Genomic DNA, 23,477 nt, shown 5'->3' with positions numbered 1-23,477 from the left:
GGCCCCCCAAATCACTGTCGGATTACGGGCACACCGAGCCTAGGCGAGGTGCCGAGTGTTGGGGCAAGAGCGTTTTGGTTACTTTGCCGCTTTTGCAAAGTGACCCGCCGTAAGGGCGGAACCAATTTCAGCCGTTACCGCAGAAACGGATATGTACCCAACCCCATCATTGACCATCCCCCAAGCACTGCGTAGCCTTGCACCCTCGAGGTTCTTCAGCCCCAGGCCGAAGCTAAGAAGGGAACGCGGTCCAAGCCGCGGCTGCCCCCGCAACTGTAAAGGGTTAAGCTGACTGCCACGCCACTGCCAAACCGGCGGGAAGGCGCAGCCAGCGCCGGTCGCAAGACCCGCACGCCCCAAGCCAGGAGACCTGCCTCGCAACCGATTTTCTACTTCAACCGGGCGGGGTGATCCGGTGACGAAATCCGCTGCTGCGCACCGTCGCAGGGCCTATCGTCCCGTATGCCCGCCCCCAAGGGCATCCGATGAAAACACTGGCCAAACTCCCCGTCACCATCGTCACCGGCTTCCTCGGCTCGGGCAAGACCACTTTGCTGCGCCACATGCTCGACAACGCCCAGGGCCGCCGCATTGCGGTGATCGTCAACGAATTCGGCGAACTGGGCATCGACGGTGAAATCCTCAAGCAATGCTCCATCGGCTGCACCGAAGAAGAAGCCAACGGCCGCGTCTACGAGCTGGCCAACGGCTGCCTGTGCTGCACCGTGCAGGAAGAGTTCTTCCCGGTGATGCGCGAATTGGTGGCCCGTCGCGGTGACCTCGACCATATCCTCATCGAAACCTCCGGCCTGGCCCTGCCAAAACCGCTGGTTCAAGCCTTCCAGTGGCCGGAAATCCGCAGTGCCTGCACCGTTGATGCGGTGATCACCGTGGTCGACAGCCCCGCCGTGGCCGCCGGCACCTTCGCTGCGTTCCCGGACCAAGTGGATGCCCAGCGCAAGCTCGACCCGAACCTGGACCACGAATCGCCGCTGCATGAACTGTTCGCCGACCAACTGGCCAGCGCCGACCTCGTTATCCTGAACAAATCCGACCTGATCAGCCCTGAAGACCTGGCCCGTGTGCGCCTGGAAGTCGCGGAAGAGCTGCCGCCAGCGGTGAAGATCATTGAGGCCAGCAGCGGTCGCCTGCCCCTGGATGTGCTGATCGGCCTGGGTGCGGGTTCCGAAGAGCACATCGACGGTCGCCACAGCCATCACGATCATCATCACGAAGGTGAAGACGATCACGATCATGATGCCTTCGATTCCATCTCCATCGACCTGCCGCAAGCCGATGAAGCCCTGCTGCTCGACGCCCTGACCCAGTTGGTGGTGCAACACGGCATCCTGCGCGTCAAAGGCTTCGCCGCGATCCCGAACAAGCCGATGCGCTTGCTGATCCAGGGCGTGGGTACGCGTTTCGACAAGCACTTCGACCGTGCCTGGGGCGCTGACGAAGCGCGCATCACGCGTCTGGTGCTGATCGGTCAGGACCTTGACGCCGCTGGCCTCGAAGCGCAACTGCGCGCCGCCCTCAGCGTTTAACCCATGCATCTGCTCAGGACCCAGCCCGGTGGTTTCGTCTCGGACGACAATATTGCCGACCTCGGACAAACCCCCGCTGACCTGGTGATCCTGTGCAGCGGCGATTCCAGCCTGGCGCTGCTGGCCGAAGCGGCGCAGCAGTTGCCGGACGACTACCCCAGCTTTCGCCTGGCCAACCCGATGCAGGTGCAGAACCATGCCTCGGTCGACCTGTATGTCGATGAGGTACTGCGCCACGCCAAGGTCATCCTGATTTCGTTGCATGGCGGCATCGGTTATTGGCGTTACGGCATCGAGCGGCTGGTGGAACTGGCGGAGCGCGGTGTGCAGCTGATCCTGGTGCCGGGGGATGATCGCCCGGACCCGGAACTCAGTGGCCTGAGCACCGTCGGCGCCGACGCGCGTGATCGCCTCTGGCACTTTCTGCGCCAGGGTGGCCTGAGCAATGCACTGGATTTTTATCGCTGCCTGGCCAGCGCCTACCTGGGCCGTGACTACGCCTGGGCCGAGCCGCAAAGCCTGCCGCGCACGGCGATTTATCATCCGCGCCACGCCAACGCCCGGCTGAATGATTGGCAGGCGGATTGGAATACCGAGTTTCCGGTGGCGGCGGTGCTGTTCTACCGCTCCCATTTGCAGGCGGCGAATACCGGGTTTATCGATGTGTTCTGCCAGCGTTTGCAGGCCGCGGGCCTCAATCCGTTGCCGATGGCGGTGGCCAGCTTGAAAGAACCCGGCTGCCTGGCGGTGGTCGAGGACCTGCTGGACGAGGTGGGCGCGGCGGTGATCCTCAACACCACCGGTTTCGCCCAGTCCAGTCCGGAAGCGCCGCATTTGCGCCCGTTTCGCCGCAATATCCCGGTGATCCAGGCCATTTGCGCCCAGGACAACAAGCCCGGCTGGGAAGCCAGCGAGCAAGGCCTCGGCCCCCGGGACCTGGCGATGCACATCGCCTTGCCGGAGCTGGACGGGCGCATCATCAGCCGGCCGATCAGCTTCAAGGATTTGGCCTGGCGCAGCGAGCGCAGTCAGTCGGACGTGGTGTGCTACCGCGCAGCGCCCGAGCGCATGGATTTTGTCGCTGAATTGGCGCGACGCTGGGTCGAACTGGCGCGAGTGCCTAATGCCGACAAACGCATCGCGCTGATCCTCGCCAACTACCCGACCCGCGATGGCCGTATCGGCAATGGTGTTGGCCTGGATACGCCGGCAGCGGCGCTGAATATCCTGCGCGCCCTGCAAGCCGAAGGTTATCCCGTGCCGGATGCGCTGCCGGAAAGCGGCACTGATCTGATCCACGATTTGCTCGGTGGTGTCACCAACGACCTCGACAGCCTCGACCTGCGCCCCTGCCATCAAAGCCTGGGCATGGATGACTACGAAGCGATGTTCAGTCGCTTGCCCGAGGCCAATCGCCAGGCCGTGCTGGAGCGCTGGGGCACGCCCCATAACGATCCGATGTTCCGCGATGGCCGCATGATGATCGCCGGCCTGCGCCTGGGCCTGACCTTTGTCGGTATCCAACCGGCGCGGGGTTATCAGGTGGACGCCAGCGCGGTTTACCATGATCCGGACCTGGTGCCGCCCCACGGATACCTGGCGTTTTATTTCTGGCTGCGCCACACCTACGGTGCCCATGGTGTGATCCATGTGGGCAAGCACGGCAATCTTGAATGGTTGCCGGGCAAGGGCGTCGGCCTGTCGGAACACTGCTGGCCTGATGCGCTGCTGGGGCCGTTGCCGAATATCTACCCCTTTATCGTCAACGATCCGGGCGAGGGCGCTCAGGCCAAGCGCCGCACCCAGGCGGTGATCATCGATCACCTGATGCCGCCGCTGACCCGTGCCGAAACCTACGGCCCGTTGCGTAACCTTGAGCTGTTGGCCGACGAATATTACGAAGCGCAACTGCTCGATCCACGACGCGCCCTGGAGTTGCAGAAAGACATCCTCAAGCTGGTGCGCGAAACCCGCATCGACCAGGAACTTGAGCTGGGGAGCGACGCCGACGCTGCCGTGTGGCTGCCGCGCCTGGACACCTATTTGTGCGACCTGAAGGAATCGCAGATTCGCGATGGCCTGCACATCTTTGGTGAGTCGCCCACAGGGCGCTTGCGTATCGACACCTTGCTGGCCTTGCTGCGCATCCCGCGTGGCGATGGCCGTGGCCCGCAATCAAGCCTGCTGCGCGTGCTGGCCAAGGCCTTTGAGTTGGGGTTCGACCCGCTGGACTGTGCTTTGGCCGAGCCTTGGACTGGGCGTCGACCGCTGGTGTTGCAGAAGATCGATCCGCAGTTGTGGCGCACCGCTGGCGATACCCGCGAACGCCTGGAGCTTTATGCGGCGCGATTGATCGAGCAAGCATTGGAAGGGCCGATTGAGCAGTTGGAAGAACCCGGTTGGGAAGAGGTGAAGGCGGTTATTGAAAGCCTGCGCATCGTGGTTGCACCGCGTCTGGACGCTTGTGGCCCTGCGGAAATGCGCGGATTGCTGGATGCCCTTAGCGGCCGTTTCGTGCCGGCAGGCCCGAGTGGCGCACCGAGTCGCGGGCGTTTGGACGTACTGCCAACGGGGCGCAACTTTTTCACCGTCGACGTGCGCAACCTGCCGACCACCACGGCCTGGCGCATCGGCTTCCAGTCCGCCAACCTGATTCTTGAGCGGCATTTGCAGGACCACGGCGACCACCTGCGCCAGCTCGGCCTGTCGGTATGGGGCACCGCCACCATGCGCACCGGCGGCGACGATATCGCCCAGGCCATGGCCCTGATGGGCGTGCGCCCGGTGTGGGCGACCGGCAGTCAGCGGGTGGATGATTTTGAGATCCTGCCGATCAGCCTGTTGGACCGCCCGCGCGTTGACGTGACCTTGCGGGTGTCGGGCTTTTTCCGCGATGCGTTCGCCAACCTGATCCGCCTGTTCGACGCCGCGGTGCAGGCCGTGGCGGCGCTGGATGAACCGGATGATATGAACCCGCTGGCGGCCAAGGTGCGCAGTGAGCGTGAGGCGCTGCTCGAGTCTGGCCTGGACGCAGAAGCGGCGGCGAAACAGGCCGGTTGGCGCATCTTCGGCGCCAAGCCCGGTGCCTACGGCGCGGGCGTGCAGGGCGCGGTGGATGGTCGTCTGTGGCAAAGCCGTGAAGATCTGGCCGAGGTTTACCTGAACTGGGGCGGCTATGCCTATGGCGGATCCGACGAAGGCACCGCCGCCCGCGCGCAATTTGCCCAGCGTTTGAGCCAGGTGCAGGCGGTGTTGCAGAACCAGGACAACCGCGAGCACGACTTGCTCGACTCCAACGATTACTACCAATTCCAGGGCGGCATGCTCGCTGCCGTGGAAACGCTCAGTGGCGACAAGGCTGCCAGCTATCATGGCGACCACAGCCAGCCCGACCTGCCGAAGATCCGCACCCTGAAGGAGGAGCTGAACCGGGTGATCCGTTCCCGTGCTGCCAACCCCAAGTGGATCGAGGGCGTGAAGCGCCATGGCTATAAAGGTGCCTTCGAGATGGCGGCGACCGTGGACAACCTGTTCGCCTTTGACGCCACCACGGCGCTGATTGACGATCACCAATACGCCCTGTTGGCCGACGCTTACTTGCTCGACCCCGACACCCGCGCGTTTGTGCAGCAACACAACCCTGATGCGCTGCGGGATATGACCGAGCGCATGCTCGAAGCGCAACAGCGTGGCATGTGGCAGGAGCCGGGGGCTTACCGCGAGGCGTTGGAAAACCTGTTGCTCGATATAGAAGAAGACAGCTGATGACCGATATTCCCCATTTCCCGCTGTCCGCCGTAGTCGGCGCCGATGACTTGAAGCTGGCGCTGTGCCTGACCGCCATCGACCCGAAGATCGGCGGTGTGCTGATCGAAGGCCCGCGCGGCATGGCCAAGTCGACCTTGGCGCGCGGTTTGGCGGACCTGCTGGCCAGCGGTCAGTTCGTGACCTTGCCCCTGGGCGCGACTGAAGAGCGCCTTGTCGGCACGTTGGACCTGGACGCTGCATTGGGCGAGGGCCGTGCGCAGTTTTCTCCCGGCGTATTGGCGAAGGCGGATGGCGGCGTGTTGTACGTCGATGAAGTCAACCTGCTGCCCGATCACCTGGTGGACCTGCTGCTGGACGTGGCCGCCAGTGGCACCAACCTGATCGAGCGCGACGGTATTTCCCATCGCCATTCGGCGCGCTTTGTGTTGATCGGCACCATGAACCCGGAGGAGGGCGAGTTGCGCCCGCAACTGCTCGACCGTTTCGGCTTCAACGTGGCGTTGAGCGGGCAGACCTTGCCAACCGAGCGCGGGCAGATCATCCGTCGCCGCCTGGATTTCGACAGCGACCCGGCGGCGTTCTGCGCGCAATGGGAAACATCGCAGTCGGCCTTGCGCGAACGCTGCACCCACGCGCGCGCGCGGCTCGACACGATTGCGCTGGATGATGAGGCGCTGGCTCAGATCACCGAGCGGTGTTTTGCTGCGGGCGTCGATGGTTTGCGTGCGGACCTTGTCTGGTTGCGGGGTGCCAGGGCCCATGCTGCTTGGCGGGGCGCCAGCGCGATAGCCGACGAAGATATCGACGCGGTTGCCGAGTTTGCTTTGCGCCACCGCCGTCAGGAGCAGGCGCCGCCGGCCAGTCCTCCGAACGAAGGGCAGTCGCCCAAACCCTCCGACACTTCGCCCGGCCAAGGCCAATGGGGCGACATGCCCGCTCCGGCCCTGCCCACGGGGGCGCGCCGGGAAGTCCCCACCTGGCCAAAAAAGCCCTAGGCATTCGCCCCCGACCTGACACGGGGGCGGATGCCCGCCCCAAGGCCGGGCGACTGGACAGCGGCAGGCACGGCAAGGCGCGCAGCGCGAAACAAGGCTCGATCAATTGGCCGGGCACCTTGCTCGGTGGTCGGCCCCAATCCCGTGAAGACTTGCTGTTTCACCTGCGCAGCCGTTCGGCTCATGAGCTCTGGCTGGTGATTGTGGATGCCTCGGCGTCCACCCGACGGCACAGGGCGCTCACCGACGCCAAGGGTTTGTTGGCGAAACTGTTTGATGATGCTTACCGTCAACGGGCGCGGATGGCGTTGTTGACTGCCAGCGGGCACTCGCCCAAATGGCAGGTCCAGGGATTGAAGGCGGCGAAGGGCTTGGCGGGTTGGCTGGATCAGTTGGGCGCGGGCGGTGGTACGCCGTTGCTTGCAGCGTTGACCGAGGCCGGGGCGTGGCTGGCGCATCGGCGCAAGCGGTATCCGGCTGAACAACAGCGGTTGCTGGTGATTACGGATGGGCGACTCAAGGACATCGCCGGGCTACCGCTGCTCGAGTGTCCGGGGTTGTTGGTGGATATCGAGCGTGGGCCGATCAGGATGGGCAGAGCACAAGCGTTGGCGGCCGGGTTGCAGTTGGATTATCACCATATCGATAAGGTGTAGTGCCTGTACTGCCATCTTCGCGGGCAAGCCCGCTCCCACAAGGGAAACGCATTTCAACTGTGGGAGCGGGCTTGCCCGCGAAGGCGTCTTCAAACGCACTGCGAAAACCTCAGCCTGCCCCCGGCACATTCGGCCAAAGATCCGCCACCAGAAACAACCGCTCGGCTTCCTCCCAATCCTCGTCCACTTGAACCATGCGCACCAACAACTGCGCCGGCGCCATCGGATCCAGCTCCGCCAGCCAGCCGCGCATCTGTTCTTCACTCCAGACGTGATCCGCCGTGTAATGCGCTGGCGCCAACCACGCATGCCGGGGCAGGGGTTGCCAAAGGCCGGGTTGGCTGCGGCTGACAAACGCTTGCCAATCGCGCTGGTGCAACCAGCGCCCACGCAAATGGTGCGGATGGGCGCCAGTGGGGGCTTGGGCCTCGCCAGGCCAGGGATACAGCAGATAACCGCCGAGCCACAAATGCGCATCGAACTGCTGGATATCCAACGCCGCCAACGCCTCGCGACTTTCCGCCCGCGCTGAGATGGGCAGTTGGTGCTGGGCCAGATGCGCCAGTTTTCGGTCCAGCCGGTCATGGCAGCCAGGTCCCAACCACTGCGCCGTATCCTGGCCATTGCCGTCCTGCGGCCCGAGATAGAGTTTGATCGCCAGTTCCAGGTGATGCACGCCGTCGCGGTCACGCAGCAGCATGTCCAACTCGCCCAGGGTATGTCCGGCACGCCGGATTGGCAGGTTGGCCGCCAGCAACTCAACCCCCGGCGCATGCTGCACGGCGAACTGCCACAAGCGTTCGTAATACAGGCCCAGGCGCCGGGTGCGCGACTGGCTCAACCACTGCTGCAAGGTGCTGCTGTCTTGGTCGAGTTGGCGCAACCACTGCTCCAGTAAATGCGGGGCCTGCACCCAATCGCTGCCGGCCAGCGGATGGCGTTGCGGCCAGGGTGTCTGCGCCAGCATGGGCGGGGCGAGCATCACCCACGCCAGGTCGCGCACTTCGGGGTGGCGCAGCTGGCGGGGCAGGTTGTGCAGATCCGGGAACACAGTCATGGTCCGAGCATAGCCGTTTACAGGGGGCATGGGTGGCTGAGAACCATTGTCATCAAGGCGTCACGGCGACAAAGGATTTTGCCTGGGACGGCCTTTCGCCCATAATCCTTCTTTTTGCCACACCCCAAATTCCGCAGGAGCCCCATGGAGCAATTTCGCAATATCGGCATTATCGGTCGCCTGGGCAGTACCCAGGTGCTGGACACCGTCCGCCGGCTGAAAAAATTCCTGCTGGAACGCCACCTGCATGTGATCCTCGAAGACACCATCGCTGAAATTCTCCCCGGCCACGGCCTGCAGACCTCGTCACGCAAGATGCTCGGCGAAGTCTGTGACATGGTGATTGTGGTCGGCGGCGACGGCAGCCTGTTGGGGGCCGCCCGTGCCTTGGCGCGGCATAACGTGCCGGTGCTGGGGATCAACCGGGGCAGCCTGGGTTTCCTGACCGATATCCGTCCTGATGAGCTGGAAGTCGAAGTGGCCAAGGTGCTTGATGGCCATTACCTGGTGGAGAACCGCTTCCTGCTGCAAGCCGAAGTGCGCCGCCACGGCGAGGCGATCGGCCAGGGCGATGCCTTGAATGACGTGGTGCTGCACCCCGGCAAGTCCACGCGGATGATCGAGTTCGAACTCTATATAGACGGCCAGTTCGTGTGCAGCCAGAAGGCTGACGGCCTGATCGTGGCCACGCCCACCGGTTCCACCGCCTACGCGTTGTCGGCGGGTGGCCCGATCATGCATCCCAAGCTGGATGCCATTGTGATCGTGCCGATGTACCCCCATATGTTGTCGAGCAGGCCGATTGTGGTCGACGGCAACAGTGAGCTGAAAATCGTGGTGTCCAAAGACATGCAGATCTACCCGCAGGTGTCGTGTGACGGGCAGAACCATTTCACCTGCGCCCCCGGTGACACCATCACCGTGAGCAAGAAGGCACAGAAGTTGCGGTTGATCCACCCGCTGGACCACAACTATTACGAAGTGTGCCGCACCAAGCTGGGCTGGGGCAGCCGCTTGGGGGGTGGAGGCGACTGATGCTCGATCCCGCGCGTAGCTACGACCTGATTGGTGACGTGCACGGTTGCGCCCACACCCTTGAGCATCTGCTCGACCGGTTGGGCTACCACAAGCAGGGCGGCACCTGGCGCCATCCGTCGCGCATGGCGGTGTTCCTCGGCGATATCATCGACCGGGGGCCGCGTATCCGCGAGGCGCTGCACATCGTCCACGACATGGCCGAGGCCGGCCAGGCGCTGTGCATCATGGGCAACCATGAATTCAACGCCCTGGGTTGGACCACACCGGCGCCGCCGGGCAGTGGCAAGCAGTTCGTGCGCGAGCACAACCCACGGCATGCGCGGTTGATCCACGAGACCCTGACCCAGTTCGAACACCACCCGGCCGACTGGCACGACTTCCTCGGCTGGTTCTACGACATGCCGCTGTTTGTCGATGCCGGGCGCTTTCGCGTGGTGCATGCGTGCTGGGATGACGGCTTTATCGATCCGCTGCGCGCAACCTTCCCGGATGGCTGCATCGACCAGCATTTCTTGCAGGCCGCCGCCGTGCCGGGCAGTTTTGCCTGCAACGCTTTCGACCGGCTGCTGCGCGGCACCGACATGCGCCTGCCGGATGGCCTTACGCTGACCGGCGGCGATGGCCTGACGCGCTCGTTCTTTCGCACCAAGTTCTGGGAAGACGACCCCAAGACCTACGGCGACATTGTGTTCCAGCCCGACGCGTTGCCGGAGCCGGTGGCGCGCACGCCGTTGTCGTCCACCGAAAAGAATTCCCTGCTGCGCTACGGCGTCGACGAACCCTTGTTGTTCGTCGGTCACTACTGGCGCAGCGGCAAACCGGCGCCGATCCGCGAGAACCTGGCTTGCCTGGACTACAGCGCCGTGCTGTACGGCAAGCTGGTCGCCTATCGCTTGGACCAGGAAACCCGCCTCGACCCGCGCAAGTTCGTCTGGGTCGATGTCGAGCGGCCGGAGGTGCTCACATGAGCCCCTGCGCGCTGCACATGCACTTTTGAGGAACCTCCATGGATGATTCGACGTTCGACCAACTGGAGGCTGCGCTGGCCGCGGCCCCCGGTAACGTCGCGCTGCTGACCGTGCTGCTGGGCGCCAGTGTTGAGCGCGGCGAGCACGCACGCGGGCTGAAGCTGTTGCCCGACGACCTTGAACAATGGCCTGACGCGCCCGCGTTGAAGTTCGCGGCGGCGCAGTTGTTGCTGGCCGACGGTCAAGCGCAAAGGGCGCTGCCTTTGATCGACGGTGGAGACCCGGCCGCGCGACTGCTCAAGGCCCGTGCCCTGGCGGCACTGGAGCGTCTCAAGGATGCCCAAGTGGAATACCGCGCAGCGGTGGACGCCAATCCGGCCCTGGAAGACATGGCGCTGTGGCGCCGCTTGAACGTGTCGGTGGTGGATTTCCCTGGCGCCGAGGGTCGTCCGCGCCTGCGCGTGATCTCCAATGACGACACTGACCAGAGTGAAGTCGTGCGCCTGCTGGTACCGGAAAACGAAACCCTGACCTTCGATGATATCGGCGGCCTGGATGAGCTGAAAAAGACCATCCACAAAAAGATCATCCTGCCGTACCAGAAACCGGGCCTGTTCCAACGCTTTCGCAAGAAAGTCGGCGGCGGCGTGCTGCTTTACGGTCCACCGGGTTGCGGCAAGACGATGCTGGCCCGCGCCACGGCGGGGGAGTGCAAGGCGACGTTTTTCAACGTGGCGATTTCCGATGTGCTGGACATGTACATCGGCGAATCCGAGCGCAAGTTGCACGCGTTGTTCGAACAGGCGCGGGCCCAGGCGCCGGCGGTGATGTTTTTCGACGAGGTCGAGGCGCTGGGTGGCAAACGTGCCAATACCCGCGAGTCGACATCGTCCAAGCTGGTGAGCCAGTTCCTCTCTGAGATGGACGGTTTTACCAACGACAACCACGGCGTATTGATCCTGGCCGCGACCAACGTGCCGTGGTCGGTGGACTCGGCGTTCCGTCGCCCCGGCCGGTTTGACCGTGTGCTGTTTGTACCGCCACCGGATCGCCCGGCGCGGGAGGCCATGCTCAAGGCGATGATGAAAGGTCGGCCGATGGCGGACGACATCGACTTCGCCTTCCTGGCCAAGAACACCTCGGGCTTCTCCGGTGCCGACCTCAGCGAGCTGGTGGAAACCGCTGCTGATGAGGCGATTGAAGCCTCCATCGACAGTGGCACCGAGCAATCGATTTGCGACCGGCATTTCAAGCAAGCCTTGAAAGAGGTGCGCGCCACCACCCTGGAATGGCTGACCACCGCGCGCAATTACGCGCGCTATGCCAACGAAGGTAACCAGTACGACGAAGTGCTGGCCTTCCTCGACAAGCACGGGAAGGGTCGCTGATGGCGCAGTACGGAGGTTATCGCATTGAGGATGAACCGCGTCCCGGCGCCTTGGCCAAGTGGGCGGTCTCGCCGTTCTGGCCGCTGCTCGGCCTGATGCTCGGCGGCGCGTGGCTGGGCCTGCCGTGGTTTGTGTTCAACTCCATCGCCGTCGGCAGCCCAACGCGGGTGCGCGAATGGGTGTTGGCCGGCGTGGCGCTAGTGGGCAGCATCGTGATCGGTTTTGCCTTGTTGCAGCTGGTGGGTGCGGGATATCTGCAGACTCAAGCGCAGATCCAGTACGCCTTGCTGGTGCTGGTGGTGTGGAAACTGACCCTGGGCTACCTGTTGTATATGCAGCAAAGCGCGACCATCGAAATTTACCAGTACTACGGCGGCGAGTTGAGCCGCTTTGGTTTTCCCTTGGCGTTGATTGGCGGCTTCGTGCTTAAAGGCATGGTCGTCAAGTGGCTGCCGTACACCTTGTGGTACCTGGTGGTGAGCTGATGAATACCGACTATCTGCTGCAACTGGCCTACCAGCGCCTGCAGGCCGACCACAACGACGGCGCAATCGATGCCCTGCGCCAACTGCTGGCCAGCGACCCGGATTCCGCCGAGGCCCACGCCTTGCTGGCGATCTGCTTGATGAACATGCGTCGCGTGCACGCCGCCAAGCGCGAAGTGCAACTGGCCCTGGCCGCCGATGCGCAACTGCCGCTGTCCCACTATGCCGCCGCGCAGGTAGCGATTGCCCTGCGCAAGTTCACGTTGGCCCAGGAACACGTGACCCAGTTGTTGGACATGGAGCCGCTGAACCCGGCGTACTACCGTTGCCAGGCCGAGTTGTACCAACTTACCGGCCGCCTGGCGCAGAGCCGCGAGCCGTTGCAGAAAGCCCTGGAATTGGGGCCGGACGATCCGGCGAACCTGGTCGCCATGGCGCAATTTCACCGCGATAGCAGCCAGTGGGACCAGGCATATCAATTCGCGCGCCAGGCGTTGCAAGCCGACCCTGCGAATGCGGCGGCCGTGGTGGTGCTCGGCCATCTGTTGCTGCGTAAAGGGGACATCAACGGTGCTCGCGATCACGCGATCTGGGCCCTGCAACAAAACGCCACCAACGTTGCGGCGCTGCACCTGCTCACGGCCGTCAAGGCCCGCAGCAACGTGTTCCTCGGCACCTGGTGGCGCTTCAACAGCTGGATGAACGAGCGCAGCGCGACCCGCGCCATCATTCTGCTGCTGTGCATGTTTGTGGTCTACCGTGTCGTGGTGATCACGTTGACCGACCAGGGCTACCCGCAAGTGGCCGAAATGGTCAATTGGTTGTGGCTGGCGTTTGCCGCCTACACCTTCACGGCGCCGCAGATATTCCGGCGCCTGCTGGACAAGGAGCTTGTGCAGGTCAAGCTCTCCAAGGAATTCTGACGGGCCAGAGGCCCCGTCACCCATGTACTCGCTGAACCTCAGAGGTTGTTCACATGTCGTCTTTTGCTGAAATGATCGAAAACATCACCCCGGACATCTACGAGAGCCTCAAGCTCGCCGTGGAAATCGGCAAGTGGTCCGATGGCCGCAAGCTCTCCGCCGAACAGCGCGAGCTGTCGTTGCAGGCCATGATCGCCTGGGAAATCCAGAACCTGCCGGAAGAGCAGCGCACCGGCTACATGGGCCCGCAGGAATGTGCGTCCAAGTCGGCTCCGGTGCCGAATATCCTGTTCAAGTCGGATGCGATCCATTGATTGAAATTGGTCGCGGTGCAGTCAGCAAAATGTCGGCGCAACTCGGTGAGCCGACCGTTCAATACGCGTTTCGCCTGGGCGATGTCGAAGTGCCGGTCAACCCGTTGATCGGTACCCACGTACGCCTGGAATACCTGGGTGCCATCCATTGCAGCCATTGCGGCCGCAAGACCAAGACCAGCTTCAGCCAGGGTTACTGCTACCCGTGCATGACCAAGCTGGCCCAGTGTGACCTGTGCATCATGAGCCCCGAACGTTGCCATTACGACGCCGGCACCTGCCGCGATCCGGGCTGGGGCGAAAAATTCTGCATGACCGACCACGTGGTGTACCTGGCGAATTCGTCAGGGATCAAGGTCGGCATCACCCGCGCCACCCAGTTGCCGACACGCTGGCTGGACCAGGGTGCGAGCCAGGCGCTGCCGATCATGCGCGTGGCGACTCGCCAGCAGTCCGGTTTTGTCGAAGACCTGTTCCGCAGCCAGGTAGCCGATAAAACCAACTGGCGTGCGCTGCTCAAAGGCGACGCCCAAGCCGTCGACCTCAAGCAGGCGCGCGATGAGCTGTTCGCCTCCTGCGCCGAAGGCTTGCTCGGTTTGCAGGAACGCTTTGGCCTGCAGGCTATCCAAGCGGTAACCGACATCGAGCCGATCGAAATCCGCTACCCGGTCGAGCAGTATCCGGCCAAGATCGTCAGCTTCAACCTGGACAAGAACCCGATTGCCGAAGGCACGCTGCTGGGGATCAAGGGCCAATACCTGATCTTCGACACCGGCGTTATCAACATTCGTAAGTACACGGCCTACCAGCTCGCCGTGCATCAGTAGAAGGATGGCACCCATGCGCACCGAACAACCGAAGATGATCTACCTGAAGGACTATCAGGCGCCGGACTACCTGATCGAAGAGACGCACCTGACCTTCGAGTTGTTCGAGGACCACAGCCTGGTCCACGCGCAACTGGTGATGCGCCGCAACCCTGAGCGCGGCGCCGGTTTGCCGCCATTGGTGCTGGACGGCCAGCAGCTTGAGCTGTTGAGTGTCAACCTGGCTGATCAGGAATTGACGGCAGATGACTACCAACTGACCGACAGCCACCTGACGGTACAGCCGAAGAGTGCGACCTTTACTCTGGATACCACGGTAAAAATCCACCCGGAAACCAACACCGCCCTGGAAGGCCTGTACAAGTCCGGCAGCATGTTCTGCACCCAGTGCGAAGCTGAAGGCTTCCGCAAGATCACCTATTACCTCGACCGTCCGGACGTGATGAGCACCTTCACCACCACGGTGATCGCCGAGCAGCATCGCTACCCGATCCTGCTGTCCAACGGCAACCCGATTGCCAGTGGCCCCGGTGAAGATGGCCGCCACTGGGCGACCTGGGAAGACCCGTTCAAGAAGCCGGCGTACCTGTTTGCCCTGGTGGCCGGTGATTTGTGGTGTGTCGAAGATACCTTCACCACCATGACGGATCGTGAAGTGGCACTGCGCATCTACGTCGAGCCGGAAAACATCGACAAGTGCCAGCACGCCATGACCAGCCTGAAAAAATCCATGCGCTGGGACGAAGAAACCTACGGTCGCGAGTACGACCTCGACATCTTCATGATCGTGGCGGTAAACGACTTCAACATGGGCGCCATGGAAAACAAGGGCCTGAACATCTTCAACTCCAGTGCCGTGCTGGCCCGCGCCGAAACCGCTACCGACGCCGCGCACCAGCGGGTCGAGGCGATCGTTGCCCACGAATACTTCCACAACTGGTCGGGTAACCGCGTGACCTGCCGCGACTGGTTCCAGCTGTCGCTCAAGGAAGGCTTCACCGTTTACCGTGACTCGCAGTTCTCCGCCGACATGAACTCGGCGACCGTCAAGCGCATCCAGGACGTGGCGTACCTGCGTACCCACCAGTTCGCCGAAGATGCCGGCCCGATGGCCCACGCGGTGCGTCCGGACAGCTTTATCGAAATCTCCAACTTCTACACCCTGACCGTGTACGAAAAGGGCTCGGAAGTCGTGGGCATGATTCACACGTTGCTCGGTGCCGAAGGCTTCCGCAAAGGCAGCGACCTGTACTTCGAACGCCATGACGGTCAGGCCGTGACCTGTGATGATTTCATCAAGGCCATGGAAGACGCCAACGGCGCCGACCTGACCCAGTTCAAGCGCTGGTACAGCCAGGCCGGTACGCCGCGATTGGCGGTGAGCGAGTCCTACGACGCCACGGCAAAAACCTACAGCCTGACCTTCCGCCAGAGCTGCCCGGAAACCCCGGACAAAGTGGAAAAACTGCCGTTCGTGATCCCGGTAGAACTGGGCTTGCTGGACGGGAAGGGCGCCGGTATCGCCCTGCGCCTGGCCGGGGAAGCGGTGGCTGGCGCGACATCCCGCGTGATTTCGGTGACCGAGGCCGAACAGACCTTCACCTTCGTTGATATCCCTGAGCAGCCATTGCCTTCGCTGCTGCGCGGTTTCTCGGCGCCGGTGAAGCTGAGCTTCCCGTACAACCGCGATCAACTGATGTTCCTGATGCAGCATGACAGCGACGGCTTCAACCGCTGGGATGCCGGCCAGCAGTTGTCGGTGCAGGTATTGCAGGAACTGATCGCTCAGCATCAGCAGGGCCAGGCGTTGCACATGGATCAGCGTTTGATCACCGCGCTGCGCAGTGTGTTGAGCGACGAAAGTCTGGACCAGGCCATGGTGGCGGAGATGCTGTCGTTGCCGGGTGAAGCCTATCTTACGGAAATCAGCGAGGTTGCGGATGTGGATGCGATCCACACCGCCCGTGAGTTTGCTCGCAAACAACTGTCGGAGAATCTGCACGAAGCACTGTGGTTGCGCTACCAGGCCAATCGCGAGCTGTCCAAGCAAACGCCGTATGTGGCCGCGGCCGAGCACTTTGCCCGTCGCGCCTTGCAGAACATTGCGTTGTCGTACCTGATGCTCAGTGGCAAACCGGAAGTGTTGGGGGCGACTCTCGAACAGTTCGACACCGCCGACAACATGACCGAGCGCCTGACCGCGCTGGCGGTGCTGGTGAACTCGCCGTTCGAAGCCGAGAAGGCCCAGGCCCTGGCAGTGTTTGCCGAAAATTTCAAGGACAACCCGCTGGTCATGGACCAGTGGTTCAGCGTACAAGCCGGAAGCACCTTGCCGGGAGGGTTGGAGCGCGTGAAGGCGTTGATGGAGCATCCCGCGTTCACGCTGAAGAACCCGAACAAGGTGCGTGCATTGATTGGCGCGTTTGCCGGGCAGAACCTGATCAACTTCAACGCGGCGGACGGTTCAGGCTATCGCTTCCTGGCAGACCTGGTGATCGAGTTGAATGGCTTCAACCCGCAGATCGCGTCGCGCCAGTTGGCGCCGTTGACCCGCTGGCGCAAATACGACAGCGCGCGCCAGGCGCTGATGAAGGCGGAGCTGGAGCGCATTCGGGCTTCAGGTGAGCTGTCGAGCGATGTGTTTGAGGTGGTCAGCAAGAGCCTGGCTTAAGCGGGATCGCTGAATAAAAAAACGGCCTGTTCGACAGGCCGTTTTTTTTCGCCTCAGATAACGGGTGGGCGAGGAGTGTCCAGGCCATGATCGATGGGGAAACGCTCGGCGATGATGCCGTGCGGTACACCTAGAGGTATAGCGCTGGCGTTGTCGAGACGGGTGACTTGCTCGGCTGACAGTTGCACAGTCAGCGCGCCCAAGGTGCTGTCCAGTTGGGCGCGAGTGCGTGAACCCAGGATCGGGATCAGTGCGGTGGTGGAGCGGCGCGCCTTTTCTCGCAGCCAGGCGATGGCAACGTGGGTTGGCGAGGCGTCCACTTCGGCGGCGACTGCCAGCAGGTTATCCAACACAGCGGTTTCACGGGCACTGTGTTCGGCATGCACCAGGATCCCGAGTTTGTTGGCGCGGTTGTCGTCCTGGGTGTTGCGGTACTTGCCGGTCAGGAAGCCACCGCCGAGGGGCGACCACAGTGTGGCAGCCAGGCCCAGCGCTTCGGCCATCGGCAGCAGTTCGCGGTCGGCAGTGCGCTCGACCAGGCTGTATTCCACCTGAATGCCGATGATCGGCGCGAAGTTGCGCACTTCGGCCAGCAGGTCGGCGCGGGCAATGCGCCAGGCCGGGAAGTTGGAAAGGCCGGCGTAGTGGATCTTGCCGGCACGGACGAGGTCATCGAGGCCACGCAGGATCTCTTCCATGGGCGTGACGTTGTCGCTCATGTGCGCCCAGAGCAGGTCGATGCGGTCGGTGTTCAGGCGCTTGAGGCTTTCTTCCACCGAGCGAACCAGGTTCTTGCGGTTGTTGCCGAGCTTGATCGTGCCTTCATCCGACGGCTGGGTGCGCAGGGTGTACTTGGTGGCCACTACCAGGTTGTCGCGCTCGGTGGCGATAAATTCACCCAGCAGTTTTTCAGCCTGGCCAAACTGGTAGCCGTTGGCGGTATCGAGGAAGTTGCCGCCGGCTTCCAAGTAGCCGTCGAAAATCTGTTTGGCTTCATCGCGCTCGGCGCCATGGCCCCAGCCTGTACCGAAATTACCGGTGCCCAAGGCCAGTTCAGATACCTGCAGACCGCTGCGGCGGCCAAAGACTTTATTGCGCATACAAGGACTCCTGAGGCAGTGATGTTTCATACATGTCTAGCAACATGTATTTAATATGATCGCTATAATCTATTCGGTCAAGGGCCTTTTTCACTGCTGACGTTTTCTGACAGGGGGCTCTGCTAAGCTGCGGCACTTTTGTTTTTTGGCGGGGCTTTCCGTGTCGCGTACCACTCGTCTACTGACTTTGCTCCAGGCTTTGCGTGGTAAGAAACGCCCGGTGACGGCTGCCGTGTTGGCGGCGCAGCTGGAGGTGTCCGAGCGCACGCTTTACCGTGATATCGCGGAATTAACGGCGCTGGGAGCGCCGATTTTCGGCGAGGCGGGGGTGGGTTATGTGTTGCGCAGCGGGTTGTTTCTGCCGCCCTTGATGCTGAACGCCGAGGAAACCGAGGCTATCGTGCTGGGCTTGCGCTACGTGGACCAGCGTGGCGATGAGGTACTCAGCCGTGCCGCCGCCAACGCCTTGGCAAAAATCGCCGATGTGCTCGACCCCGCCGCCCAGGAAGCCTTGCGCAACCCGACGGTGTTGCCCGGCCCGCCTGGGTTCGGTTACCCGGAAAACCGCGTGCCGCTGAATGTATTTCGCGAGGCCATCCGCAACCAGGCCAAGCTGCATATCGATTACGCGGACGCCAGTCAGACCCAGAGCCAGCGCCTGATCTGGCCCCTGGCCCTGGGTTTCTTGAATGAAGTGCGGGTGATCGTAGCCTGGTGTGAGTTGCGTGGCGCGTATCGCACCTTTCGTACCGACCGCGTGGCGAGCGCGCAAGCCCATGGCGAGCGTTATCCGGGGCGGCGCAGTGACTGGCTGCGCGGCTGGCGCAAGCTGATGGAACAGAATGAGTCCGGGCCGTTTACTCCTGACAAAAACTGACACAACCCTGGCTTAGCATGGCTTCACAAATCATCAAGAAAGGAGCTGTGCCATGTCTATTCCTGAGTTGGCACCGGCCATTGTGGCCTACCTCGAAGCCGCCAATGCCCGTGACACTTCGGCGGTCGCCCGCTGTTTTGCCGACGACGCCAACGTGTTCGACGAGGGGCAGCATCAAGTTGGCACTGCTGCCATCGCGCGCTGGATGGAAGACACCGCGCGCCGTTACCAGCCAAGGGTCGAAGTGCTCAAGGTGCAACACCGTACGGGCAAAGTATTGGTTAGCAACGTGGTGTCCGGCAATTTTCCCGGCAGCCCCTTGGAGCTGCGCTACACCTTTCGCTTGAACGAACAGGGCAAGATTTCGCGACTGGATATTTCCCTGTAGGTCATACTGGCGGGCATGACTTTCGACTCGCCCCTTGCGGCCTACCAACACGCCATCGCTCAACAGGGCTTCGTGGCTGACGACGCCCAGCGCCGCGCGGTGGATGCGCTGCAAACCTGCCATGAGGCCTTGCATCAAGGCCGTACGCCGATCACAGGCGTTTACCTGTGGGGGCCGGTGGGCCGTGGCAAGACCTGGCTGATGGATCAGTTCTACCAAAGCCTACGGGTGCCCGCACGGCGCCAGCATTTTCACCACTTCATGGGCTGGGTGCATCAACGCCTGTTTCAGCTGACCGGTACGCAGGATCCTTTGCAGGCGCTTGCTCGGGAATTGAGCCGTGAGGTGCGGGTGCTGTGCTTTGACGAACTGTTCGTCAATGACATCGGGGACGCGATTATCTTGGGGCGCCTGTTTCAGGTGATGTTCGAGGAAGGCGTGGTGATGGTCTGCACCTCCAACCAACCGCCCGACCAGCTGTATGTCGATGGTTTTAACCGCGAGCGGTTCTTGCCGGGAATTGCGGCCATACAACAGCACCTGCAGGTGGTCGCAGTGGATGGGGGAGAGGATCACCGGTTGCATCCGGGGGTGGGCCTTCAACGCTATTGGGTCAATCAGCCCGAGGCGCTGGCCGGCGTGTTCAAGCAATTGGCCGAAGGCCAGCCGACCCGCAGCGGGCCGGTTGCTGTGGGGCATCGCTCCATCGTTGCGGTGCAATCGAGCGACACTGTGCTGTGGTGCCGTTATGCCGATCTGTGCGAGCAACCCTTGGCCGCCATGGATTTCATGCTGATCTGCGATCGTTTCAAGGCGATCCTGCTGGGCGAAGTGCCTAACCTTAGCGCGCAAAAACGACCTGGCCGGATCGCCCGTGGTACCGAAGATGGTGCGCAGCGAGTGGTCGCAGGTGATCGCGAATTGCCCGAGCTGTCGGTGCACGACGACAGCGTACGGCGGTTTATCGCCTTGGTGGACGAGTGCTACGACCGTAAAGTGCCGCTGTACATTGAGGCGCAGGTGCCGCTCGAACAGCTCTATACCGAGGGTTACCTGGAGTTTCCCTTCCGCCGCACCTTGAGCCGCCTGCAAGAAATGCAATTGCAGCGTTTTGCCTGAGGCCTGTGCGAAGAAACCCGTGGAGCGGGCACTGCCGACCTTTTTAGGGCGATAACCTTGGCGTTTTCAAACGCCTATTTGTAGTTTATCTCCTTCAGTTAACGGCGCTTCCACGCTTACAATCATGCCTCTCAAAGGGAGCCGAATCCCTTGTTGCCGTTATCGAGGAAGGAAATGGACACCCCTGACATCCTGGTGCTGCAAGCCAGCTACACCAATGCCGTGCATGCCGAAGCCATCGCTTTGGTGCTCAACCATTACGCCGAAGACCCCATGGGGGGAGGGCACAGCCTGGACCCGGATTTGCTGGCGCAGTTGCCGGCAGAATTGGCCAAGCGTGCGCACGCGTTCAGCGTATTGGCATTTGTGAACGGAGAGCCGGCCGGGCTGGTGAATTGTTTTGAAGGGTTCTCGACCTTCGCCTGCCGCCCATTGGTCAACGTGCACGACGTGGTGGTGATGGATCAATTTCGTGGCTTGGGCTTGAGTCAGAAAATGCTGCAAAAGGTCGAGGAAATCGCCCGTCAACGCGGCTGCTGCAAGATCACCCTGGAAGTCCTAGAGGGTAATGAAGTGGCGAAGTCGGCTTATCGCAAGTTCGGGTTTGATGGTGCCAAGTTTGATCCGGCTTATGGTGCGATGTTGTTTTGGAATAAGCCTTTATAAATTATTGGATTTAACCAGAAATAAAAAAAGGCGCCACTGAGTGGCGCCAAATTAACCCTTGTCAACGGAGCGGAATGACAAAGGTGTTAACGTTTCCTTAACTTTTTGGTTGCGCTGTATCATTCGCGTTTGGCTGCTTTACATCACTGGAGGCTGTTTGTTCCGCTGTGCCGTGCGCCTTGTCTTGCATGAACTTGAAGTTGGCATAAAACTCTTTGGAGCGCTCTGCGCCGCCCTCGGCGAAGGCGGCAGCGGAGGTCAGGGTCATCAAGCCAGCAAGCATCAGAGTTGAGAGTTTCATCGTCGGTAGTCCCATAAAGTGTGATCGGTGTCTGTTCTCTTAGATCAGACTCGTGGGGCCGATTATGTGCAGGGTCGATTAAGCGAAGCTTAACTGGATAGCCTCCAACCTTAACGATTTCGTTAAGGTTGGAGTGCGCGCGGAGTATGTTTTAAAGCTTCCAATCCAGTGCAAGCGTTACAGTACGCGGGTCGCCCCAATAAACGCCGTTATAAAAGCCGACGCGTTCGTAATATTTTTTATCAAATAGATTATTGACGTTGATCGACGCAGAAACCTGTTCGTCAAACTGGTAGCGCGACATCAGGTTGACCACGGTGTAGGCCTGTTGCGTGATTTTCGCGCGTTCGGTCACCAGCCTGTTACCGATGCGTTGCCCTGTAGGCCGGTTGCTGAATTCGTAGATATCGCTCTGCCAGTTGACCGCGCCGCCCACCGTCAGGTTGCGCCATGCTCCTGGCAACCGGTAGGCGCTGGAAACCTTCACCAGGTTGAGCGGCTGGCCGGTGTTGTTGCGTTTGTCCGTGCCATTCACCGAGTGGGTGTAGGTGTAGCCTGCCGTCAGGTTCCAGTCCGGCATTACTTCGCCGGCAACCTCCAGTTCAAAGCCGTTGACCTTGTTACCTTTGCCGCCGGACTTGTAGTACTCCTCACCGGTGGTTGGGTTGGGTGGCACCGAATAATCCCGTTCGGCAACGTTGTCCTGTTTGCTCCAGAAATACGCGGCCGCGACGTTCAGGCGCTCATTCAACAGACTCCCCTTGAGACCGACCTCATAGTTGCTGCCCACCACCGGCTCCAGGTATTTGTTGCTGACGTCCTTGAGGCTCTGCGGCTTGAAAATGTCGGTGTAGCTCGCGTAAACGGTGTACTCCGGCGTGATGTCGTAGAGCAAGCCGGCATAGGGCGTCCACATATCGTTGTGGGTCTGGCGGGTCTTGTTGGCCCTGAGTAGCTGATCATTGTCATCGTATTCGGGGTGCCGCGCTTTCCAGTTCCCAGCTGCCATAGCGGCTTCCGAGTACCGCATGCAGGCGGTCAGTCAGGCTCAGGCGCGTAGCCAGGTAGCCGGCTTTCTGTTGCTTGCTGCTGTGCTCGCCCTTGAGGTCGGTGACGGTGTCGCCGAACTTGCCGATCCCGCCCATGTATTTCCAGTCTTCGATCGTGTAGTAGCCGTCAGGAATGTTGCTGCGCATCACCGGGGACACGTCGCGTTGTGTCGCCTCGCCATACCCCATCATCAGTGCATGTTCGCGGCCCAACAGGGCGTAGCTGCCGGCGAGGTTGAGGTCGACCGCTTCCATTCTCGAGGTGCCGCGCATGTGGCTGGCCCAGGCGGTCATGCCGCTGCGGTCGTCATTGGGGAAACCCGCGCCGCCGTAGTACACCTTGCCATCCGTGTCGCTTTGGCGATGGGTATAGGCGGCTTTCAAATGCCAGTCACCGCCGAGCCGATGATCGAGGGTGGCGAAGGTGGTCTTGTCCGTGAGTGGCCAGGAACTCCAGTGCGCCGCCATATTGGTGGAGCGGGACAGCCCGGCCTTGCCACCCTGGCTGTTCCAGTAGGGGACGGTGCCCCAGGAGGTGCCTTGGACCTGCTTGTTCTGGTAATCAAAGCCTACGGCCAAGACCGTATCGTCTGAGAGGTCGCCTTCAAGGATGCCGTAGCCGACCGCCCGTTGTAGCCCGTAGTTGTCGCGGAACGATTGGGCGTCGCGGTAGGCCAGTACCGTCCGCCCGCGCAGCTTGCCGTCAAATGCCAGCGGACCGCCCACGTCTACGTAGCTGTAGTAGTTGTCATAGCTGCCGGCCTTGACCCCGGTTTGGGCCTGCCATTGGGCTGTCGGGCGTTTGCGCACCATATTGACTGTGGCGGAAGGGTCTCCGGCGCCGGTGGTCAAGCCCGTGGCGCCCCGTACCACTTCGATGTGGTCATAAATAATGGTGTCGGAGTCGGACTTCATGTAGCCAAACGTGTTGAGCATCCCGTCAATCTGGAAGTTGCTGATGCCATAGCCGCGCGATGAATAGGACACACGGTCCGAGTCATTGTGCTGGACGTTGACCCCTGTGGTCTGGCGCAACACCTCGGTCAAGGTATTGAGATTGAAATCATCCATCTGCTGGCGCGTGATCACCGAGATCGATTGCGGGGTTTCCTTGACGGACAGGTTGAGGCGGGTGGCGGTACTCATGGAGCCGGTGGTGTAGGCTCCGGTGTGTTCGGTGGTGGCGCCCAGGCCTTCGGCAGTGATGCGGGTGGCGCCCAGCTCCAGGGCTTTGTTTTCGGGGTCGGTTTCAGCCAACAGAGCAGGGCTGGTGGCCACACTGAAGAGGCCGAGGGTGAGGGTCATGGAACGGGTGAGAGGCGCGAACATCGCGGAAGACT

The 23,477-nt window shown here is 61.8% G+C and carries 19 protein-coding genes, 1 pseudogene and 1 riboswitch; of the genes and pseudogenes, 16 read left to right on the top strand and 4 right to left on the bottom strand.

The window, feature by feature from the left end; translation table 11 throughout:
* Positions 1-191: 191 nt before the first annotated feature.
* Positions 192-392, top strand: a riboswitch (cobalamin riboswitch).
* 93 nt (positions 393-485) lie between these two features.
* From cobW to ACP7BX_RS30230, 4 genes are read left to right on the top strand one after another with little or no spacing between them, the layout of a single operon-like run.
* Positions 486-1,547 (top strand): cobalamin biosynthesis protein CobW, encoded by a 1,062-nt coding sequence (gene cobW / locus ACP7BX_RS30245; protein WP_033902251.1) that lies wholly within the window; start codon positions 486-488, stop codon positions 1,545-1,547.
* Positions 1,548-1,550: 3 nt separating this feature from the next.
* The gene (gene cobN / locus ACP7BX_RS30240) at positions 1,551-5,312 is read left to right on the top strand and encodes a cobaltochelatase subunit CobN (RefSeq protein WP_426130189.1); all 3,762 of its coding nucleotides are present in this window, start codon (positions 1,551-1,553) and stop codon (positions 5,310-5,312) included.
* Complete coding sequence (locus tag ACP7BX_RS30235; protein ID WP_426130191.1) at positions 5,312-6,310, top strand: ATP-binding protein; 999 nt, start codon at positions 5,312-5,314, stop codon at positions 6,308-6,310. The genes cobN and ACP7BX_RS30235 overlap by 1 nt, the downstream gene beginning before the upstream one ends.
* Positions 6,311-6,363: 53 nt before the next feature.
* Positions 6,364-6,966, top strand: a complete 603-nt coding sequence (locus ACP7BX_RS30230; protein WP_426130313.1) for a vWA domain-containing protein — start codon at positions 6,364-6,366, stop codon at positions 6,964-6,966.
* A gap of 109 nt (positions 6,967-7,075) precedes the next feature.
* On the opposite strand, the gene ACP7BX_RS30225 is transcribed toward ACP7BX_RS30230, so the two are convergent.
* Positions 7,076-8,023 (bottom strand): DUF1853 family protein, encoded by a 948-nt coding sequence (locus ACP7BX_RS30225; RefSeq protein WP_426130193.1) that lies wholly within the window; start codon positions 8,021-8,023, stop codon positions 7,076-7,078.
* Positions 8,024-8,167: 144 nt separating this feature from the next.
* Here ACP7BX_RS30225 and ACP7BX_RS30220 point away from each other — a divergent pair, with 144 nt between their 5' ends.
* Genes ACP7BX_RS30220 through pepN form a run of 8 tightly spaced genes read left to right on the top strand, consistent with a single transcriptional unit; the run spans position 8,168 to position 16,637 of the window.
* On the top strand, positions 8,168-9,058 hold the full coding sequence (locus ACP7BX_RS30220; protein WP_003217892.1) for an NAD(+) kinase: 891 nt from the start codon (positions 8,168-8,170) through the stop codon (positions 9,056-9,058).
* Positions 9,055-10,029 (top strand): metallophosphoesterase, encoded by a 975-nt coding sequence (locus ACP7BX_RS30215; protein WP_426130314.1) that lies wholly within the window; start codon positions 9,055-9,057, stop codon positions 10,027-10,029. The genes ACP7BX_RS30220 and ACP7BX_RS30215 overlap by 4 nt, the downstream gene beginning before the upstream one ends.
* Before the next feature lie 38 nt (positions 10,030-10,067).
* Positions 10,068-11,417: an AAA family ATPase gene (locus ACP7BX_RS30210; protein ID WP_426130195.1), complete on the top strand. Its 1,350-nt coding sequence runs from the start codon at positions 10,068-10,070 to the stop codon at positions 11,415-11,417.
* Positions 11,417-11,902: a hypothetical protein gene (locus ACP7BX_RS30205; protein WP_314532053.1), complete on the top strand. Its 486-nt coding sequence runs from the start codon at positions 11,417-11,419 to the stop codon at positions 11,900-11,902. The genes ACP7BX_RS30210 and ACP7BX_RS30205 overlap by 1 nt, the downstream gene beginning before the upstream one ends.
* Positions 11,902-12,825 carry a tetratricopeptide repeat protein gene (locus ACP7BX_RS30200; RefSeq protein ID WP_426130197.1) on the top strand — a complete coding sequence of 308 codons (924 nt, stop codon included), beginning with the start codon at positions 11,902-11,904 and terminating at the stop codon, positions 12,823-12,825. The genes ACP7BX_RS30205 and ACP7BX_RS30200 overlap by 1 nt, the downstream gene beginning before the upstream one ends.
* A 53-nt stretch (positions 12,826-12,878) precedes the next feature.
* Positions 12,879-13,139, top strand: a complete 261-nt coding sequence (locus ACP7BX_RS30195; protein WP_033902243.1) for a YeaC family protein — start codon at positions 12,879-12,881, stop codon at positions 13,137-13,139.
* Positions 13,136-13,966 carry a DUF2797 domain-containing protein gene (locus ACP7BX_RS30190; RefSeq protein WP_314532058.1) on the top strand — a complete coding sequence of 277 codons (831 nt, stop codon included), beginning with the start codon at positions 13,136-13,138 and terminating at the stop codon, positions 13,964-13,966. Before ACP7BX_RS30195 ends, ACP7BX_RS30190 begins: the two co-directional genes overlap by 4 nt.
* Positions 13,967-13,979: 13 nt before the next feature.
* Complete coding sequence (pepN, locus tag ACP7BX_RS30185) at positions 13,980-16,637, top strand: aminopeptidase N (RefSeq protein WP_426130200.1); 2,658 nt, start codon at positions 13,980-13,982, stop codon at positions 16,635-16,637.
* 53 nt (positions 16,638-16,690) lie between these two features.
* On the opposite strand, the gene ACP7BX_RS30180 is transcribed toward pepN, so the two are convergent.
* Positions 16,691-17,737, bottom strand: coding sequence for an aldo/keto reductase (locus ACP7BX_RS30180; RefSeq protein WP_426130202.1), 1,047 nt, complete (start codon positions 17,735-17,737; stop codon positions 16,691-16,693).
* A gap of 160 nt (positions 17,738-17,897) precedes the next feature.
* Here ACP7BX_RS30180 and ACP7BX_RS30175 point away from each other — a divergent pair, with 160 nt between their 5' ends.
* The 4 genes from ACP7BX_RS30175 to ACP7BX_RS30160 all read left to right on the top strand — a co-directional run bounded on the left by ACP7BX_RS30175 (position 17,898) and on the right by ACP7BX_RS30160 (position 20,787).
* The gene (locus ACP7BX_RS30175; RefSeq protein ID WP_038845289.1) at positions 17,898-18,614 is read left to right on the top strand and encodes a helix-turn-helix transcriptional regulator; all 717 of its coding nucleotides are present in this window, start codon (positions 17,898-17,900) and stop codon (positions 18,612-18,614) included.
* Positions 18,615-18,666: 52 nt separating this feature from the next.
* Entirely contained in the window at positions 18,667-19,002 is a 336-nt protein-coding gene (locus ACP7BX_RS30170) for a nuclear transport factor 2 family protein (RefSeq protein ID WP_033897454.1), read from the top strand.
* 15 nt (positions 19,003-19,017) lie between these two features.
* The gene (zapE, locus tag ACP7BX_RS30165; protein ID WP_426130204.1) at positions 19,018-20,121 is read left to right on the top strand and encodes a cell division protein ZapE; all 1,104 of its coding nucleotides are present in this window, start codon (positions 19,018-19,020) and stop codon (positions 20,119-20,121) included.
* Between the two features lie 174 nt (positions 20,122-20,295).
* Entirely contained in the window at positions 20,296-20,787 is a 492-nt protein-coding gene (locus ACP7BX_RS30160) for a GNAT family N-acetyltransferase (RefSeq protein WP_033897456.1), read from the top strand.
* Between the two features lie 97 nt (positions 20,788-20,884).
* On the opposite strand, the gene ACP7BX_RS30155 is transcribed toward ACP7BX_RS30160, so the two are convergent.
* A complete protein-coding gene (locus ACP7BX_RS30155) occupies positions 20,885-21,088 on the bottom strand; it encodes a hypothetical protein (RefSeq protein WP_314532069.1) in 204 nt (67 codons plus the stop codon).
* A 151-nt stretch (positions 21,089-21,239) separates the two neighbouring features.
* Positions 21,240-23,466, bottom strand: a pseudogene (locus tag ACP7BX_RS30150) (TonB-dependent siderophore receptor).
* Positions 23,467-23,477 lie beyond the last annotated feature (11 nt).

It is taken from the genome of Pseudomonas sp. DWP3-1-3b3, assembly GCF_049896305.1.
Classification (GTDB): domain Bacteria; phylum Pseudomonadota; class Gammaproteobacteria; order Pseudomonadales; family Pseudomonadaceae; genus Aquipseudomonas; species Aquipseudomonas azotoformans_A.
Note: the sequence above shows the minus strand (reverse complement) of the source record. Positions and strands in the feature narration are given on the sequence as shown.

Excerpts from the sequence above, each read along its gene's own strand:
- ACP7BX_RS30220 (WP_003217892.1), top strand. The coding sequence starts at position 8,168 with ATGGAGCAATTTCGCAATATCGGCATTATCGGTCGCCTGGGCAGTACC.
- ACP7BX_RS30160 (WP_033897456.1), top strand. The coding sequence starts at position 20,296 with ATGGACACCCCTGACATCCTGGTGCTGCAAGCCAGCTACACCAATGCC.
- ACP7BX_RS30195 (WP_033902243.1), top strand. The coding sequence starts at position 12,879 with ATGTCGTCTTTTGCTGAAATGATCGAAAACATCACCCCGGACATCTAC.
- ACP7BX_RS30205 (WP_314532053.1), top strand. The coding sequence starts at position 11,417 with ATGGCGCAGTACGGAGGTTATCGCATTGAGGATGAACCGCGTCCCGGC.
- cobW (WP_033902251.1), top strand. The coding sequence starts at position 486 with ATGAAAACACTGGCCAAACTCCCCGTCACCATCGTCACCGGCTTCCTC.
- ACP7BX_RS30210 (WP_426130195.1), top strand. The coding sequence starts at position 10,068 with ATGGATGATTCGACGTTCGACCAACTGGAGGCTGCGCTGGCCGCGGCC.
- ACP7BX_RS30180 (WP_426130202.1), bottom strand. The coding sequence starts at position 17,737 with ATGCGCAATAAAGTCTTTGGCCGCCGCAGCGGTCTGCAGGTATCTGAA.
- pepN (WP_426130200.1), top strand. The coding sequence starts at position 13,980 with ATGCGCACCGAACAACCGAAGATGATCTACCTGAAGGACTATCAGGCG.
- ACP7BX_RS30155 (WP_314532069.1), bottom strand. The coding sequence starts at position 21,088 with ATGAAACTCTCAACTCTGATGCTTGCTGGCTTGATGACCCTGACCTCC.
- ACP7BX_RS30200 (WP_426130197.1), top strand. The coding sequence starts at position 11,902 with ATGAATACCGACTATCTGCTGCAACTGGCCTACCAGCGCCTGCAGGCC.
- ACP7BX_RS30225 (WP_426130193.1), bottom strand. The coding sequence starts at position 8,023 with ATGACTGTGTTCCCGGATCTGCACAACCTGCCCCGCCAGCTGCGCCAC.
- zapE (WP_426130204.1), top strand. The coding sequence starts at position 19,018 with ATGACTTTCGACTCGCCCCTTGCGGCCTACCAACACGCCATCGCTCAA.
- cobN (WP_426130189.1), top strand. The coding sequence starts at position 1,551 with ATGCATCTGCTCAGGACCCAGCCCGGTGGTTTCGTCTCGGACGACAAT.
- ACP7BX_RS30170 (WP_033897454.1), top strand. The coding sequence starts at position 18,667 with ATGTCTATTCCTGAGTTGGCACCGGCCATTGTGGCCTACCTCGAAGCC.
- ACP7BX_RS30235 (WP_426130191.1), top strand. The coding sequence starts at position 5,312 with ATGACCGATATTCCCCATTTCCCGCTGTCCGCCGTAGTCGGCGCCGAT.